This window comes from Micromonospora inositola (genome assembly GCF_900090285.1).
Taxonomy (GTDB): domain Bacteria; phylum Actinomycetota; class Actinomycetes; order Mycobacteriales; family Micromonosporaceae; genus Micromonospora; species Micromonospora inositola.
On record NZ_LT607754.1, the window covers coordinates 1,606,628 to 1,621,279 of the forward strand.

At 72.7% G+C, this 14,652-nt stretch carries 16 protein-coding genes; 5 read left to right on the forward strand and 11 right to left on the reverse strand.

The window, feature by feature from the left end; all coding sequences use genetic code 11:
* Positions 1–8: 8 nt before the first annotated feature.
* Positions 9–920, reverse strand: a complete 912-nt coding sequence (mqnP, locus tag GA0070613_RS07710) for a menaquinone biosynthesis prenyltransferase MqnP (protein ID WP_089011664.1) — start codon at positions 918–920, stop codon at positions 9–11.
* Positions 920–2,380 carry a menaquinone biosynthesis decarboxylase gene (locus tag GA0070613_RS07715; RefSeq protein ID WP_089011665.1) on the reverse strand — a complete coding sequence of 487 codons (1,461 nt, stop codon included), beginning with the start codon at positions 2,378–2,380 and terminating at the stop codon, positions 920–922. Before GA0070613_RS07715 ends, mqnP begins: the two co-directional genes overlap by 1 nt.
* Positions 2,381–2,512: 132 nt before the next feature.
* Here GA0070613_RS07715 and GA0070613_RS07720 point away from each other — a divergent pair, with 132 nt between their 5' ends.
* A complete protein-coding gene (locus tag GA0070613_RS07720) occupies positions 2,513–3,385 on the forward strand; it encodes an alpha/beta fold hydrolase (protein WP_089011666.1) in 873 nt (290 codons plus the stop codon).
* A gap of 4 nt (positions 3,386–3,389) precedes the next feature.
* On the opposite strand, the gene GA0070613_RS07725 is transcribed toward GA0070613_RS07720, so the two are convergent.
* A complete protein-coding gene (locus GA0070613_RS07725; RefSeq protein WP_089011667.1) occupies positions 3,390–3,950 on the reverse strand; it encodes a carboxymuconolactone decarboxylase family protein in 561 nt (186 codons plus the stop codon).
* Positions 3,951–4,013: 63 nt separating this feature from the next.
* Here GA0070613_RS07725 and GA0070613_RS07730 point away from each other — a divergent pair, with 63 nt between their 5' ends.
* From GA0070613_RS07730 to GA0070613_RS07740, 3 genes are all read left to right on the forward strand, one after another.
* Entirely contained in the window at positions 4,014–4,484 is a 471-nt protein-coding gene (locus GA0070613_RS07730) for a MarR family winged helix-turn-helix transcriptional regulator (RefSeq protein ID WP_089011668.1), read from the forward strand.
* 436 nt (positions 4,485–4,920) lie between these two features.
* Positions 4,921–5,148: a hypothetical protein gene (locus GA0070613_RS07735; RefSeq protein ID WP_089011669.1), complete on the forward strand. Its 228-nt coding sequence runs from the start codon at positions 4,921–4,923 to the stop codon at positions 5,146–5,148.
* A gap of 13 nt (positions 5,149–5,161) precedes the next feature.
* Positions 5,162–5,422, forward strand: coding sequence for a hypothetical protein (locus tag GA0070613_RS07740; RefSeq protein WP_089011670.1), 261 nt, complete (start codon positions 5,162–5,164; stop codon positions 5,420–5,422).
* A 60-nt stretch (positions 5,423–5,482) separates the two neighbouring features.
* Here the strand turns inward: GA0070613_RS07740 and ccsB are convergent, their stop codons facing one another.
* The 6 genes from ccsB to hemL form a co-directional block, all read right to left on the reverse strand.
* Entirely contained in the window at positions 5,483–6,463 is a 981-nt protein-coding gene (gene ccsB / locus GA0070613_RS07745) for a c-type cytochrome biogenesis protein CcsB (protein ID WP_089011671.1), read from the reverse strand.
* Positions 6,463–8,079, reverse strand: a complete 1,617-nt coding sequence (gene resB / locus GA0070613_RS07750) for a cytochrome c biogenesis protein ResB (RefSeq protein WP_089011672.1) — start codon at positions 8,077–8,079, stop codon at positions 6,463–6,465. The genes ccsB and resB overlap by 1 nt, the downstream gene beginning before the upstream one ends.
* Positions 8,079–8,945, reverse strand: coding sequence for a cytochrome c biogenesis CcdA family protein (locus tag GA0070613_RS07755; protein ID WP_089011673.1), 867 nt, complete (start codon positions 8,943–8,945; stop codon positions 8,079–8,081). Before GA0070613_RS07755 ends, resB begins: the two co-directional genes overlap by 1 nt.
* The gene (locus GA0070613_RS07760; RefSeq protein WP_089011674.1) at positions 8,945–9,517 is read right to left on the reverse strand and encodes a TlpA family protein disulfide reductase; all 573 of its coding nucleotides are present in this window, start codon (positions 9,515–9,517) and stop codon (positions 8,945–8,947) included. The genes GA0070613_RS07755 and GA0070613_RS07760 overlap by 1 nt, the downstream gene beginning before the upstream one ends.
* On the reverse strand, positions 9,517–10,164 hold the full coding sequence (locus GA0070613_RS07765) for a histidine phosphatase family protein (protein WP_089011675.1): 648 nt from the start codon (positions 10,162–10,164) through the stop codon (positions 9,517–9,519). The genes GA0070613_RS07760 and GA0070613_RS07765 overlap by 1 nt, the downstream gene beginning before the upstream one ends.
* A 64-nt stretch (positions 10,165–10,228) precedes the next feature.
* Positions 10,229–11,566, reverse strand: a complete 1,338-nt coding sequence (hemL, locus tag GA0070613_RS07770) for a glutamate-1-semialdehyde 2,1-aminomutase (protein ID WP_089011676.1) — start codon at positions 11,564–11,566, stop codon at positions 10,229–10,231.
* Positions 11,567–11,734: 168 nt separating this feature from the next.
* Here hemL and GA0070613_RS07775 point away from each other — a divergent pair, with 168 nt between their 5' ends.
* Positions 11,735–12,067, forward strand: coding sequence for an STAS domain-containing protein (locus tag GA0070613_RS07775; RefSeq protein ID WP_089011677.1), 333 nt, complete (start codon positions 11,735–11,737; stop codon positions 12,065–12,067).
* Between the two features lie 21 nt (positions 12,068–12,088).
* Here the strand turns inward: GA0070613_RS07775 and GA0070613_RS07780 are convergent, their stop codons facing one another.
* Together GA0070613_RS07780 and GA0070613_RS07785 are read right to left on the reverse strand one after the other, a co-directional pair.
* A complete protein-coding gene (locus GA0070613_RS07780; RefSeq protein WP_089011678.1) occupies positions 12,089–13,681 on the reverse strand; it encodes an ABC transporter permease in 1,593 nt (530 codons plus the stop codon).
* Positions 13,678–14,580 (reverse strand): ABC transporter ATP-binding protein, encoded by a 903-nt coding sequence (locus GA0070613_RS07785; protein ID WP_089011679.1) that lies wholly within the window; start codon positions 14,578–14,580, stop codon positions 13,678–13,680. The genes GA0070613_RS07780 and GA0070613_RS07785 overlap by 4 nt, the downstream gene beginning before the upstream one ends.
* Positions 14,581–14,652 lie beyond the last annotated feature (72 nt).

The window sequence follows — 14,652 nt, forward strand, 5'->3', positions numbered from 1 at the left end:
CCCGCCGCTCAGGGTCGCAGGTCGAGGCGGACCACCAGGTCGAGCAGGGCGAAGACGAAGAGTGCGATGCCCACGAAGCCGTTGGCGGTGAAGAAGGCCCGGTTGACCTTGCTGAGGTCGGAGGGGCTGACCACCAGGTGCTGGTAGCCGAAGGCGACCGCGGTGAACGCCAGCCCGATCCACCAGAGCCAGCCGAAGCCGACCAGCGCGCCGAACCAGATGAAGAGCGCGAAGGTGACCACGTGCGCGACGGTGGAGGCGTGCAGCGCGAAACGCAGCCCGTACCGGGCCGGGACGCTGTGCACGCCGATCGTCCGGTCCACGTCGGCGTCCTGGCAGGCGTAGATCAGGTCGAAGCCGCCGATCCAGAGGCCGACGGCCGCGCCGAGCAGCCAGGCCGGCCAGGAGCCGTGCAGGGTGCCGGTGACCGCGAGCCAGGCGCCGACCGGGCCGACCGCCTGGGCGATCGCCAGGATGGCGTGCGGCCAGTTGGTGAACCGCTTGCCGTACGGGTAGACGACCAGCGGGACCACGGCGAGCGGGGCGAGCACCAGGCAGAGCGGGTTGAGCAGGGCGGCGGCGGTGAGGAAGACCACCAGCGCGACGGCCGCGCCGGTCCAGGCCGTCCGCACGCTCACCGCCCCGGTCACCAGCTCCCGCCCGGCGGTACGCGGGTTACGCGCGTCGATCCGCCGGTCGAGGATCCGGTTGGCGGCCATCGCGAACGTCCGCGCCCCGACCATGGCCACGGTGATCAGCAGCAGGTCGAGCCAGCGCACCCGCCCGCCGTCGACCCGCATCGCGGTCAGCGCCGACAGGTACGCGAACGGCAGCGCGAAGACCGAGTGTTCGATCGCGACGAGCTTGAGGAAGGACTTCACCCGGCCCGGCTTCTCGGCCGGCGCGTCGAGGACCGCCATCAGATCCCGTACTCCTTCCAGCGCTTGTCGACCAGCGAGACCACCTCGGGCGACATGGACATCTCCTCCGGCCAACCCCGGGTGTAGCCCTCGGTGGGCAGCTTGCGGGTCGCGTCGACGCCCACCTTGCCGCCCCAGAACTGCTGGTACGACGCGTGGTCGAGGTGGTCCACGGGCCCCTCAGTGAGGAGCAGGTCGCGGGCGTAGTCGACGTTGCCGAAGGCGCGGAAGGCGACCTCGTTGTAGTCGTGCACGTCGCAGTCCTCGTCGACGATCACGATCAGCTTGGTCAGCGACATCAGGTGGGCGCCCCAGATCGCGTTCATCACCTTCTGCGCGTGCTTCGGGTAGCGCTTGCGGATGGACACGATCGCGCAGTTGTGGAAGACCCCGACGGCGGGCAGGTCGTAGTCGACGATGTCCGGGATCAGCAGCTTGAGCAGCGGCTGGAAGATCCGCTCGGTGGCCTTGCCGAGGCCGTGGTCCTCCTGCGGCGGCTTGGAGGTGACGATCGAGTGGTAGACCGGGTCGCGCTGCATGGTCATCGCCTCGATGTGCAGCACCGGGAACGGCTCGACCGGGGTGTAGAAGCCGGTGTGGTCGCCGAACGGTCCCTCGGGCAGCCGCTCGCCCGGCTCCAGGTAGCCCTCCAGCACGATCTGCGCGTGCGCCGGCACCTGCAACGGCACGGTGAGGCAGTCGACCATCTCGACCCGCTCGCCGCGCAGGAACCCGGCGAACAGATACTCGTCGATGTCGCTGGGGAGCGGCGCGGAGGCGGCGTACGAGACCACCGGGTCGCAGCCGATCGCCACCGCGACGGGGAGTCGCTGGCCGAGCCGCTCGGCGACCGCGTGGTGGGCGGTGGAGTCCTTGTGGATCTGCCAGTGCATGCCGAGGGTGTTCCGGCCGTGCTGTTGGAGCCGGTAGAGGCCCAGGTTGCGCTTGCCGGTCTCCGGGTGCTTGGTGTGGGTCAGCCCGTAGTTGTGGAAGATCCCGCCGTCGCCGGGCCAGACCTGCAGCCCGGGCAGCCGGTTGAGGTCGACGTCGTCGCCCCGGTAGACCACCTGCTGGCAGGGGGCGGTCTTCACCTTGCGCGGCGGCACCGACTTGAGCTGCATGACCTTGCCCAGGCCCTCGCGGATGCCGGACCAGCCGACCGGCAGCTCCGGCTTGATCAGCGCGCCGATCCGCTCGCCGACCTCGTCGAGGGAGTCGACGCCGAGCGCCATCGCCATCCGCTTCTCGGTGCCGAACAGGTTGATCGCGACCGGCATCTCACCCCGGGTGGGGCGCTCGAAGAGCAGCGCCGGGCCGCCGGCCCGGACGGCCCGGGTGACCACCTCGCTGATCTCCAGGGTGGGGTCGACCGGGACGCTCACCCGCCGCAGCTCACCCGCGCGCTCCAGCGCCGCGAGGAAGTCCTTGAGATCGGTGTACGGGAAGCCACGAGCCGCCATGCCAGCCAGTCTCCCGCACCGGCCTCCCGGTCGCCCAAGCCGGGTGCTGTGACGCGGCCGATGCCGCCGCCGGCCCCGCATGGCCGGGCCGTTGTCGGGTAGTCGAGCCGCCCGGCGACGGAGGGGGCGGCGATGGGCGAGGGGCGGGTCCCGGCGGGGTTCACCGAGCAGCGGGCACGGGTCGGCGAGGTCAACCTCAACTACGTGCGGGGCGGCAGCGGTCCCCCGCTGGTGCTGCTGCACGGCTATCCGCAGTGCTGGCACATGTGGCGGCACCTGCTACCGGAGCTGGGGCGCTCGTTCGAGGTGGTCGCGCCGGACCTGCGCGGCTTCGGCGACAGCGACGCCCCGGCCGGCGGGTACGAGAAGAAGACTCTCGCCGCCGACCTGCACGGCCTGCTCGCCGGGCTCGGCCTGACCGGCGACATCCGGCTGGTCGGCCACGACCTGGGCACCATGGTCGCGTACGCCTACGCCGCCACCCATCCCGACGTGGTGTCCCGGTTGGTGCTCACCGAGGCGCCCATCCCGGACGGGAGCATCTACGCCTTCCCGGCCCTGACGGCCGCCGGTCCGGCGGTGTGGAACTTCGGCTTCTTCAACCTCACCAACGGCCTGCCGGAGCAACTGATCACCGGCCGGGAGACGCTCTGGGTGGACCGCTTCACCGACTCGATCATGGTGAACAAGGGCAGCATCGGCCCGGACGACGCCGAGGAGTACGCCCGGCACCTGCGCGACCCGGATCATCTGCGGGCCAGCTTCGACTGGTTCCGGGCCTTCGGGCAGGACGTGGCGGACAACGCCGCGTACCGGTCGACGAAGTTGCCGATGCCGGTGCTCGCCGTCGGCGCCCGGGCCAGCCTCGGCGAGCAGGTGGCCGAGCAGGTCCGCCGCTACGCCACCACGGTCACCGGCGAGGTGGTCGAGGACTGCGGCCACTGGCTCTTCGAGGAGCGGCCGGCCGAGCTGGCCGCCCTGCTGCTGCCCTTCCTGCGCGGCTGACGCCTTACCGGGCCGGTTGCCAGGCGTACGCGGCCAGGGGCGGGTCGAGCGGCGCGTCGGTGAGCCGGTTCGCGAAGGTCGAGATGGTGTAGGTCCCGACGCCGAGCACCACGTCGAGGGCGTGCCGGGGCTGCCAGCCGGCGTCGAGGAAGGCGGCCAGCTGGGCGTCCGGGACGGCGCCCCGGTGGTCGAGGACGGCCAGGGTGAACCGGCGCAGCGCCGCGAGCCGGGCGTCGGGCGGCTCGGTCCCGTCGCGCAGGGCGGCGATCAGTTCCGGGCCGGCGCCGTGCCGCTCCAGCGTGGCGGTGTGCATCGCCACGCAGATGTGGCACTCGTTCCGGGTGGCGACGGTGAGCACGACCACCTCCCGGGCGACCGGGTCGAGGTCGGTGGCCTCGAAGATGGCGTTGGCGGTGAGGAAGCCCTTGAGCAGCTCCGGGGACTCCGCCATCAGGCCGACGCCGGTGGGCAGGTGGCCGAGCTTGCGGTGGATGCCGGCCATGGTCGGACGCGCGGCGGCGGGCGCGGTGTCGGGGGTGTGGACGGTGAAGACCGGTCGGTGCATGCCGGCCCCTCTCGGATAAGATGGTCAACGTGGTTGACCAGATAGTAAACTGGGTTGTCGAATATGACAACGCCTGACCGCCCCGGCTTCGTACTTCCCCTGCTGCTGCTGGCCGGCTTCCGCACGCTCATCGACGACCTGCACGCCGAGCTGGCCCGGCAGGGCCACCCGGAGCTGCGACCGGCGCACGGCTTCGTCCTCCAGGCCGTCGGCCCCGACGGCACCACCGCCTCCGAACTGGGCCAGCGGCTCGGCGTGTCCAAGCAGGCGGCCGGCAAGACGGTGGACCGGCTGGTCGCCCTCGGCTACCTGGAACGCGCCGACGACCCCGCCGACGCCCGGCGCAAGCTGGTCCGGATGACGGAGCGGGGGCTGGACGGGCTGCGCCGCTCCGCGGTCGTCTTCGACGAGCTGCGCGACCGCTGGGCGGCGACGCTCGGCCCAGACCGCGTCGCAGCCATGGAGGACGACCTGCGGACGGTCGCCTCGGCGAACTTCTTCCGCCTCGACGTCCCCGGCTGGTTCGGCGGCTGACCGGCGGGCCGGGTCCGGCCGCTGCCCCCGCCCAGTTCCGGACGGTCGCCCCTCATCCGGCGCGGCAACCATCCGATCGCGCCCTTTGCTCTGCTTCACCATAGGCAACAGGCACGGTCGGTAACTGTTGCGTCCGCTGCAGCAGAGCAAAGGGGCCGCGAGGAGTGGTTGCCGGTCGGGGCTTCGAGTCGAAGAGGCCTGGTCAGAGGCCTCCACCCGATCGGGAAGGCGGCGACGCCGCCAGTGTCGAGCACCTCCTCGGCACGCTTCAGGTAGGCGTGACTGGGGGCCGCGTGACCCAGCTCCAACGCGGAGGCCATCGAAGCCCCGACATGACCATCGCAATTCGTAGAACTGCACTTCTTAGAAGTGTGGTTCTAAATATTGCAGCCGGACGGACCCGACAGGTCCGTTGCCGAGGGGCCACGATGGCCCCATGGACGACGCGTACGTGGTGGGCGACCCCGACGGCCTCTCGCCCCTGCTCCAGGAGATCCGGGACGCCGTGGCCCGGGAGCTGCACGCCCAGTTCGCCCTGCGGGCCGACCGCCTCGACCTCGCCAACCTGCCGGAGGTCGCGTACCAGGTGACCCTGCGCGTCGACGGCGTGCTGAACGGGCGTCGCCCGGCGACCGGGACCTCATCCGTCACCGCCTCCCCTTAGCGAGCCGGTCGACGTGATCGGCGCCGAGCACCAGTCTGCGGCCGGCCAGTACTACCTGCGCGACATCCGCGGCGCGTTCGACGTCGTCGCCCTCGGCGCGACCGCCACCGGTTCGGTCGGCGACACCGTCCAGGTCGAGGTCGGCCTGCGCAACGACGGCCCCGGCGTGCCGGACGGCATTCATCTCCGGCGACAACGCCGCCCGGTTCACATTCACCCCGCCGGCCGGGACCACCATCACCGGCAGCCCGGCCCGGTGCTGGCTCTGGGGTGACGAGGAGAGCGGCGAGGCGCCGACGACCTGGTACTGCCCGAAGCCGGGTGGGCGTACAGGTCAGCTGACCCCGGCGTACGAGTGCAGGCCGGTGAAGAAGAAGTTGACCCCGAACAGGTTCATCAGCATGGTCAGGAAGCCCAGGATGGCGATCCAGGTGGCCACGTTCCGCTTGATGCTCGGGGTGGCCCGGGCGTGCAGGTAGCCGGCGTAGACCACCCAGGAGATGAACGCCCAGGTCTCCTTCGGGTCCCAGCCCCACGCCCGACCCCAGGCCGCCTCGGCCCAGATCGCCCCGGCGATCACCGCGAAGGTGAAGATCGGGAACGCGAAGGCGTGCAGCGCGAAGGTCATCCGTTCCAGCCCGGCCGCCGCCGGCAGCCGGCGGGCCAGGGTGTACGGGAAGCTGCGCCGCCCCTGCTCCCAGCCCGCCCGCATCAGGTACGCCGCCGCCGGCACCACGCCCAGCAGGAAGATGCCGGAGGCGAAGACGATCGTCGACACGTGGATCACGAACCAGTACGACTGGAGCGCCGGCATCAGCGGCGTGACCTGGACGTAGAGCCTCAGCTCGGCGAAGGCCAGCAGCAGCACCATGACCAGGGTCAGGAAGAGCCCGAGCCGGCGCAGCGCGGGGCGCTTCCAGAGCACCGCCAGCCAGGCTGCGGTCCCGATGAAGGTGACCGTCAGCACGAACTCGTACATGTTGCCCCAGGGCATGCGCTCGGCGGCGAGGCCCCGGGTGACCAGGGCGCCGAGGTGGAGCGCGGCGGCGAGCGCGGTGACCCAACCGGCGATCCGACCGGCCACCAGGGCCCGCTGCGCCGACCGGCCGGGCCGGGGGTCGGCCGGGGCGGCGGGTGGCTCGACGGTCCCGCCGGCGCCGCCGATTCCCGCGCCGACCAGCTCCCGGGCCGGGGCGGCGGCCGTCGCCGGCACCGCGCGGGCGTTGCCGAGCGCGTACTCGACGGCGTGGCTGATCATCGCGACCAGGTACGCCAGGATCGCGAAGGTCACCAGCTGGTCGGAGAGTGCGGACATCACTCGACTCCTTCTCGCGCCAGCCCGTCGCCCCGCTCGTCGGCGCCGACCGCGGCGACCAACTGGGCGAACTCGTCGGCGAACCCTGGATGGTCGGTGCGCGGCAGCCCACCGGCCTCCACCAAGCTACTACCGCTCGTCGGAGATCCGCCGTCGGGGGGCGTGACCCGGAACCAGACCCGCCGGCGCCGGCCGAAGAGCGAGCCCATCAGACCGGCGAGCAGCACCACGCAGGCGCCGAGCAGCAGCGCCTGCCCCGGGGCGTACCGGACGGAGAGGGTGACGTACGGCTTCGTCCCGACGAACTCCAGCGTGCTGCCGTCGTCCAGGGTCCATTTCTCGCCCATGCCGAGCTTCTTGTCGCCGACCTGCTTGAGCTTGCCGTTGTCGACCTGCCGCTGGTCGAGCTTGTAGACCGACCCGGGGATGCCGGCGTCCAGCCCGAGGTTGCCCCGGTACGCGACCAGGACCACCGCCGGGTTCCGCTCGGTGGGGTACTGCGACGCGACGAACGGCGCCGTGTCCGGGGCCGTCGGCAGGTAGAGCCCGTCGAAGGCGACCTGCTGGTCGGCGGCCCGCTTGCCGGTCTTCGGGTCGACGTTGGCGTCCGGGAAGGCGGCCACGCCCTCGCCGGTGAGACCGACGTCACCGGTGGTCAGGAACGGCACGGTGCTGGTCTGGCTGCGGCCGTACTTGTCGGTGTACTTCAGGATCGGGGCGTACCCGTGGCCGAGCAGGTAGACGTTGGCGGAGCCGAGCCGCAGCGGCGAGTTGACCGAGAAGTCGGCGGTCCGCTTGGACCCGTCCGTGTCGTCCACGCTCACCGTGGCCCGGAAGCTGGCCGGCTGCCCGGACGGGAGGAACTTCGCGTGGAAGTCGTCCAGGGTGAGGCAGAACGGCGGCAGGTCGGCGCTGTCCACGCGCGGGCCGAGCGAGGCCTCGCTGTACTGCTGCCGGGTGTTGCAGAAGGCGTTCTCCGCGCCGGCCACCAGCAGCCGGTTGCCGTGCCAGCCGTACCAGGAGCCGAGCGCGACCCCGAGCAGCACGGCGATCAGCGAGGTGTGGAAGAGCAGGTTGCCGGTCTCCTTGAGGTAGCCCTTCTCGGCGGAGACCTCGTTGCCGCGCACCTCGACCCGCCAGCGGCGGCGGCGCAGCACCGCGACGATGGCCTGCGCGTCGGCGGCGGCCGGCGACTCCAGCACCGCGTGCTGGGGCAGCCGGTCCAGCCGCTTCGGGGCGGCCGGCGGCCGGGAGCGCAGCGCCCGCAGGTGGTCCCGCATCCGCGGCAGGATGCAGCCGACCAGGGAGGTGAAGAGCAGCAGGTAGATCGCGGAGAACCAGATCGAGCCGAAGACCTCGAACGCGCCGATCCGGTCGAGCTGCGGGGCCAGGTCGGGGTGGTCGACGAAGTACTGGTTGACCTTCTCCGGGTTGACCCCGCGCTGGGGCAGCACCGAACCCGGGATGGCGGCGACCGCGAGCAGGAAGAGCAGGATCAGCGCGGTACGCATGCTGGTCAGCTGCCGCCAGGAGTTGCGCAGCAGGGCCAGCACCGGGTTGACCCGCCGCCGGGGCGCCCCGGCCGGCGCGGCCGGCCGCTCGTCCACGGTCGTCATCAGATGCTCACCTCGCCCACGCCGACGTGCGTCTGCAGCCAGATCACGAAGTTCTGCCAGCCGCCGGTGACCAGCGCCAGGCCGATCAGGATCAGCAGGGCGCCGCCGATCCGGGTCACCCAGCGGCTGTTGCGCCGGACGGCGCGGAAGACCCCGAGCAGACGGTGGAAGCCCAGCCCGAAGACGACGAACGGTATCCCCAGCCCGAGGCAGTACGCCACGGCCAGCACCACCGCCCGGTCGGTCCTGCCGCCGACCGCGGCCATGCCGAGCACCGCGCCGAGCGTCGGGCCGGTGCAGGGCAGCCAGCTCAGCGCGAAGACCGCGCCGAGGACCGGCGCGCCGAGCAGCCCGGCGGCGGGCAGCCGGTGGATCCGGAACTCGCGCTGCATCCCCGGCACCAGGCCGAGGTAGCCGAGCCCGAGCACCACGACCAGGCCGCCGATGACGATCTCCAGCGCGCGCTCGTGCTGAAAGAAGACCTTGCCGACGCTGGAGAAGAGGATCGCGGTGGCGGTGAAGACGGCGGTGAAGCCGGCGATGAAGAGCAGCGTCCCGGCGAGCACGCGCCCCTTGACCGCGGCCGCCGGCCGGGCCGCGACGGCCACCCCGCCGGTGGCCACGGCGACCCCGCCGCCGGTCGGGTCGTCCCCGCCGGTCGGGCCGTCCCCGCCGGCCGGTGCGGCCTCGGTCCGTGCCCGGCCCTCGAGGTCGGCGCCGGCCAGGCCGGTGACGTACGACAGGTAGCCCGGCATCAGCGGCAGGACGCACGGGCTGAGGAAGCTGACCAGCCCGGCGAGCGCCGCCGCGCCGATCGCCAGCAGCAGCGGCCCGGACTGGGCGACCTCGCGGAACGTCTCGCCCATCAGCGGGATCCGGAGGCCGCTTGCTCGGCGGCGATCCGCTCGACGACGGGGCGCAGCACGTCCTGAGTGACTGCTCCCCTGATCACCACCGCGATCCGGCCGTCCCGGTCCAGGACCACCGTGGCCGGGGTGGTGTTCGGCGGGATGTCGAAGTTGAGCGCGAGTCGACTCGGCGGGTCGAAGAGGCTCGGGTAGGTGACCCGGCCCTCCTCGAAGGCGATCGCCTTGTCTTTGCTGTCCTGCACGTTGATGCCGAGGAACGTCACTCCGGAGGCCCTGGTGGCCTGGTAGGTGGCCTCCAGGTCGTCGGCCTCGGCCCGGCAGGGCGCGCACCAGGAGCCCCAGAAGTTGACCACCACGACCTGGCCACGGTCCCGCGCGATGTCGTAGGTGCCGCCGGTGAGCAGCTCACCGGTCAGCTTCGGGGTCTTCGACCGCTGGTCGGGAGCGCACTCGACGGTCACCCCGTCACTGCTGCAGCGCTTCTCCTCGCTGCCGGAGGAGCAGCCGACCAGCGCCGTCGCGGCGGCGACGGCGGCGAGCAGGGCGGCGACGGGCCTCCGGGAACGCATCAGGCCCCCTTTGCCGTCCGGGCGGTCGGCGAGATCGCGACCAGGTGGGCCGCCGGCTCGGAGTAGCCGATGCCGACGACCTTGGCGCCGTCGAAGTGGAACGTGGTGAGGCTGGCCAGCCCGCACTGCCGGCGGCGCGGGTCGTGCCAGAGCCGCTTGCGCTCGACGTACCGGCGCAGCGTCCAGATCGGGAGCTGGTGGGAGACCAGCACCGCCTCGCGCCCCTCGGCGGCGACCCGGGCGGCGTGCAGGGCGGCGAACATCCGTTCGGCGATGGCCTGGTACGCCTCGCCCCAGGACGGGGTGACCGGGTCGCGCAGCACCCACCAGTTGCGCGGGTCGCGGAACGAGCCGTCGCCCGGGGAGACCTTCTTGCCCTCGAACCAGTTGGCGCTCTCGATCAGCCGCTCGTCCACCCCGACCGGGAGGCCGAACTGCGCCGCGATCGGCTCGGCGGTCTGCTGGGCGCGCTCCAGCGGGCTGGCCACCACGTGCACCACGTTCCGCTCGGCGAGCCCCTGCGCGGCCGCCTTGGCCATCTGTACGCCCAGTTCGGAGAGGCGGAAACCGGGCAGCCGGCCGTAGAGGATGCCCTCCGGGTTGTAGACCTCGCCGTGCCGCAGCACGTGGACCACCGTCTCGCTCACCGTGCCACCTTCGTTCGCGATTGCGGGGCTCGCAGACCCGGCTCACTCCTCACGCTCACGCCCGCTACCCCCCGTGACCCGCCGCTGCCGCCGCCGTCGCCGCGCCCGGCAGGGCGGCGGCGATCTGCTCCAGGGCGGCGTCGTCCAGCGCCGCCGACACGAACCACGACTCGAACGCGCTCGGCGGCAGGTAGACGCCGGCGGCGAGCATCGCGTGGAAGAACGCCTTGAACGCGGGCACCTGCTGGGTGCGCGCGCCGTCGTAGTCGACCACGTCGGCGTCGGTGAAGAAGATGGAGAACATGCTGCCCGCGTACGACAGGCGGTGCGGGACCCCGGCGGCGGCCAGCGCGTCGGCGGCGAGCTTGCCCAGGACGGCGGCGGTCTCGTCCAGCTTCCGGTAGAGCGCGTCGTCGGCGAGCCGCAGCGTGGCCAGGCCGGCGGCGCACGCGAGGGGGTTACCGGAGAGCGTGCCGGCCTGGTAGACCGGGCCGGCCGGGGCGAGCCGCGCCATGATCTCCGCGCGCCCGCCGAACGCCGCGGCGGGCAGGCCGCCGCCCATGACCTTCCCGTACGTCCACAGGTCGGCGTCGGACGGGTCGAGGCCGTGCCAGCCGGCGCGGGAGACCCGGAACCCGGTCATCACCTCGTCGACGATGAGCAGCGCGCCGTACGCGTGGGCGATCCGGGCCAGCTGCTGGTTGAAGCCGTCGCGGGGCGCGACCACACCCATGTTGCCGGCGGCCGCCTCGGTGATGATCGCCGCGATGTGCGGCCCCTCGGCCGCGAAGGCCTCCTCCACCGCCGTGATGTCGTTGTACGGCAGCACGATCGTGTCGCCGGCCGCCGCGCCGGTCACGCCGGGCGAGTCCGGCAGGCCAAAGGTCGCGACGCCGGAGCCGGCGGCGGCGAGCAGGGCGTCGGAGTGGCCGTGGTAGCAGCCGGAGAACTTGATGATCTTGGATCGCCCGGTGAAGCCGCGGGCCAGCCGGATCGCCGACATGGTGGCCTCGGTGCCCGAGTTCACCAGTCGGACCTGCTCGACCGGGGTACGCGCGACGATCTCCGCGGCCAGCTCCACCTCACCGGGGGTGGGCGTGCCGAAGCTGGTGCCGAGCGCGGCGGCGGCCTGCACGGCCTCGACCACCTCGGGGTGCGCGTGGCCGAGGATCAGCGGCCCCCAGGAGCAGACCAGGTCGACGTAGCGCCGGCCGTCGGCGTCGAACATCCAGGGGCCCTCCCCCCGGACCATGAAGCGCGGCGTGCCGCCGACGGCACGGAACGCGCGCACTGGGGAGTTCACCCCGCCGGGCACGATGGCCTTGGCGCGGTGGAACAGGGCCTCGGAGGCCGGCGCGTCGGCCGGGTAGCGGCCGGATCCGGCGGAAAAGGTATCGGTCACGATGCCGCCATTGTGTCAGCGCCGGCCGGCGAATCGGCAGCCACCCCGCGCCGGGGTTACCGGGCTCACCCGCCGCCCGGGTTGCCGAGCGGGACGGAGATCAGCCGCGGCGGGCGCCCGGGGCCCGCTCGACGGGCCGGGTGGTCGCGGCCGCGATAGGGTAACCGGGTGGATCGTGCCGAACTGTCCATCACGGTACACCGGACGGGCGATGAAGTGGTTCTTCGCCTGGCCGGTGAGATCGACATGCTCACGGCCGCCCAGCTGTCGACTGTCGTCAATGAGGTGCTGGCCGACCCCCCGCCGCGCATCGTGCTCGACCTGGGCGGGGTCACCTTCTGCGACTCGCAGGGCCTCGGCACCCTGGTGGTGCTGAGCCGCAAGGCCAGTCACGCCCAGTGCCTGCTGGTCCTGAGCAACGTCGGCGACTTCCTGCTGCGCGTCCTCGACATCACCGGCCTCCGCTCCGCCCTGATGATCCGCAACGAAACCGCCCCCTGACCCGGGTGGTGCGGACCGCCGTCAGGTGATGGGGGTGTCGCGGTGGCGGAAGGCCCTGAGGCCGGTTGCCGCCATCAGGAGGGCCACGGCGGTCAGGAGCCAGAGCGGGGTGGCGTGCCAGTGGTCGCCCAGCACCTGCGGCGTGTGGGTGAACGGGGAGAGGTCCAGCAGCCACTGGCTCAGCTCCAGCACCGCGCCGAACTGGCCGAGCAGCACGCAGACCGCGAGCACCGCCCAGGCCACCGCGGCGAGCCGGGGCAGCAGCCCGTACAGCAGCACCGCGAAACCGGCCAGCACCCAGGCCGCCGGCAGCTGCGCCAGCGCGGCGCCGACCATCCGGGGCAGCTCGCCCGGCACGTCGTGGACGCTGATCCCGTAGGTGAGGCCGGTCGCGAAACCGGTGACGGCGAGCACCACCGCCGGGCCGACCAGGGCGAACAGCACGTGCGACAGGAGCCAGCGGGTCCGGGTCACCCCGGTGGCCAGCAGCGGCTCGGCGCGCCCGTCGGTCTCCTCCGACCGCATCCGCAGCGCGGCCTGGATGCCGTAGCCGGCGGCGGCCAGCCCGGCCAGGCTCAACGTCGCCCCGAGGTACGCCTCGGCCAGCCCCGAGACGCCACCGATTCGGGTCATGATCTGCTCCAGCTGGGGGTTGCCCTCGAGCGAGCTGCCGGCGGCCTTCGCCGCCCCGCCGAGAATCAGCCCGAGCAGGCCGAAGCCGACCGACCACCAGAGGATCTGCCCCCGGTGCAGGCGCCAGGCCAGCCCGAACGGCCCGCCGAGGGACCGCCCGGCGGTGGCCGGCCCGAGCCGGGTCGGCAGCAGCCCGGCGCCCAGGTCCCGGCGCACCGACAGCGGGTACGCGACGGCGGCGAGCAGCGCGGACAGCACCACCGGCAGCGCCAGCACCCACCACCGGTCGCCTTCGTACGCCCGGATGCGCGGCGCCCAACCCAGCGGGGAGAGCCAGCTCAGCCACTCCCGCTCCGCCGCGTCACCGGCGAGGCGGAGCGCGAAGGCCGCCCCGAGGACGGCGATCGCGATGCCCCGGGCCCCGCCCGCCGTCTCGGTGAGCTGGGCGGCGAGCCCGCCGACGGTGGCGAAGACCACGCCGACCAGCGCCCCGGCGAGCCCGTACGCCAACGAGCCGCCTGCCGGCAGGCCGGTCGCGACCAGTCCCGCGGCGGTGAGCAGGCCGAGCAGCAGGCTGGCCGCGTACGTCAGCAGCAGGGCGGCGGTCAGCCCGGCGTACCGGCCGAGCACGGTGCCGCCGAGCAGTTCGCGGCGGCCGGCCTCCTCCTCGGTCCGGGTGTGCCGGATGACGGTGAGCAGGCTGGCCAGCGCGATGATCACCAGCAGGAAGCCGCCGCGCTGCGCGGTGAGCGCGCCGACGCTCTCGCCGTACACCGGGCCGAGCAGGGCGATGATCGAGGGGTTGCGGGCCGTGCCGGCAGCGTACGCGGCCCGCTCGGCGGCGGTCGGGAAGAGCGCGAAGTAGCTGGCCGCGTACGACATCGGCAGCACGGCGAGGACCAGCACCCAGAGCGGCAGCAGGACGCGGTCCCGGCGCAGGATCAGGCGGACCAGGTGACGGGTGCCGGTGAGCGTGCTCATGCGACCACCTCGGCGTCGGTGGACTCGTAGTGCCGCAGGAACAGCTCCTCCAGCGTGGGCGGCTGGCTGACCAGGCTGCGTACGCCGATCTCGGTGAGCCGGCGCAGCGCGGCGTCCAGCGCGGTGGTGTCGACGTCGAAGCGCACCCGGTTGCCCTCGACCTGCAGGTCGTGCACGCCGGGCAGGGTGGCGAGGCCGTCCAGCGGGCCGGCGAGCTCGGCGTCGATCGCGGTGCGGTGCAGGTGGCGCAGCTCGCCGAGGGTGCCGGTCTCCACGTTGCGGCCGTTGCGGATGATGGTCACCCGGTCGCAGAGCGCCTCCACCTCGGCCAGGATGTGGCTGGAGAGGAGCACGGTCCGGCCGTCGGACTTGGCGCGGCTCACCCACTGCTGGAAGACCTCCTCCATCAGCGGGTCCAGCCCGGAGGTCGGCTCGTCCAGGATGAGCAGCTCGACGTCGGAGGCGAGGGCGGCGACCAGGCCGACCTTCTGCCGGTTGCCCTTGGAGTAGGCCCGGCCCTTCTTGCGGGGGTCCAGCTCGAACGACTCCAGCAGCTCGGCCCGGCGCTTCGGGTCCAGCCCACCGCGCATCCGGCCGAGCAGGTCGATCACCTCGCCGCCGGAGAGGTTGGGCCAGAGGGTGACGTCGCCGGGGACGTACGCCAGCCGTCGGTGCAGGGCGACGGCGTCCCGCCAGGGGTCACCGCCGAGCAGTCGGACGGCCCCCGCGTCCGCCCGGAGCAGACCGAGCAGCATCCGGATGGTGGTCGACTTGCCGGAGCCGTTGGGGCCCAGGAAGCCGTGCACCTCCCCGGCACGGACGGTGAGGTCGAGTCCGTCGAGCGCCCGGGTCCGGCCGAAGGTCTTCACCAGGCCGGACACCTCGATTGGGGTTTCCATGCTTCGCAAGCTACGCTCGTTTCACAAACTTGTGAAGACAGTGAGATCCGAGGCACCATCATCTTCACGCGA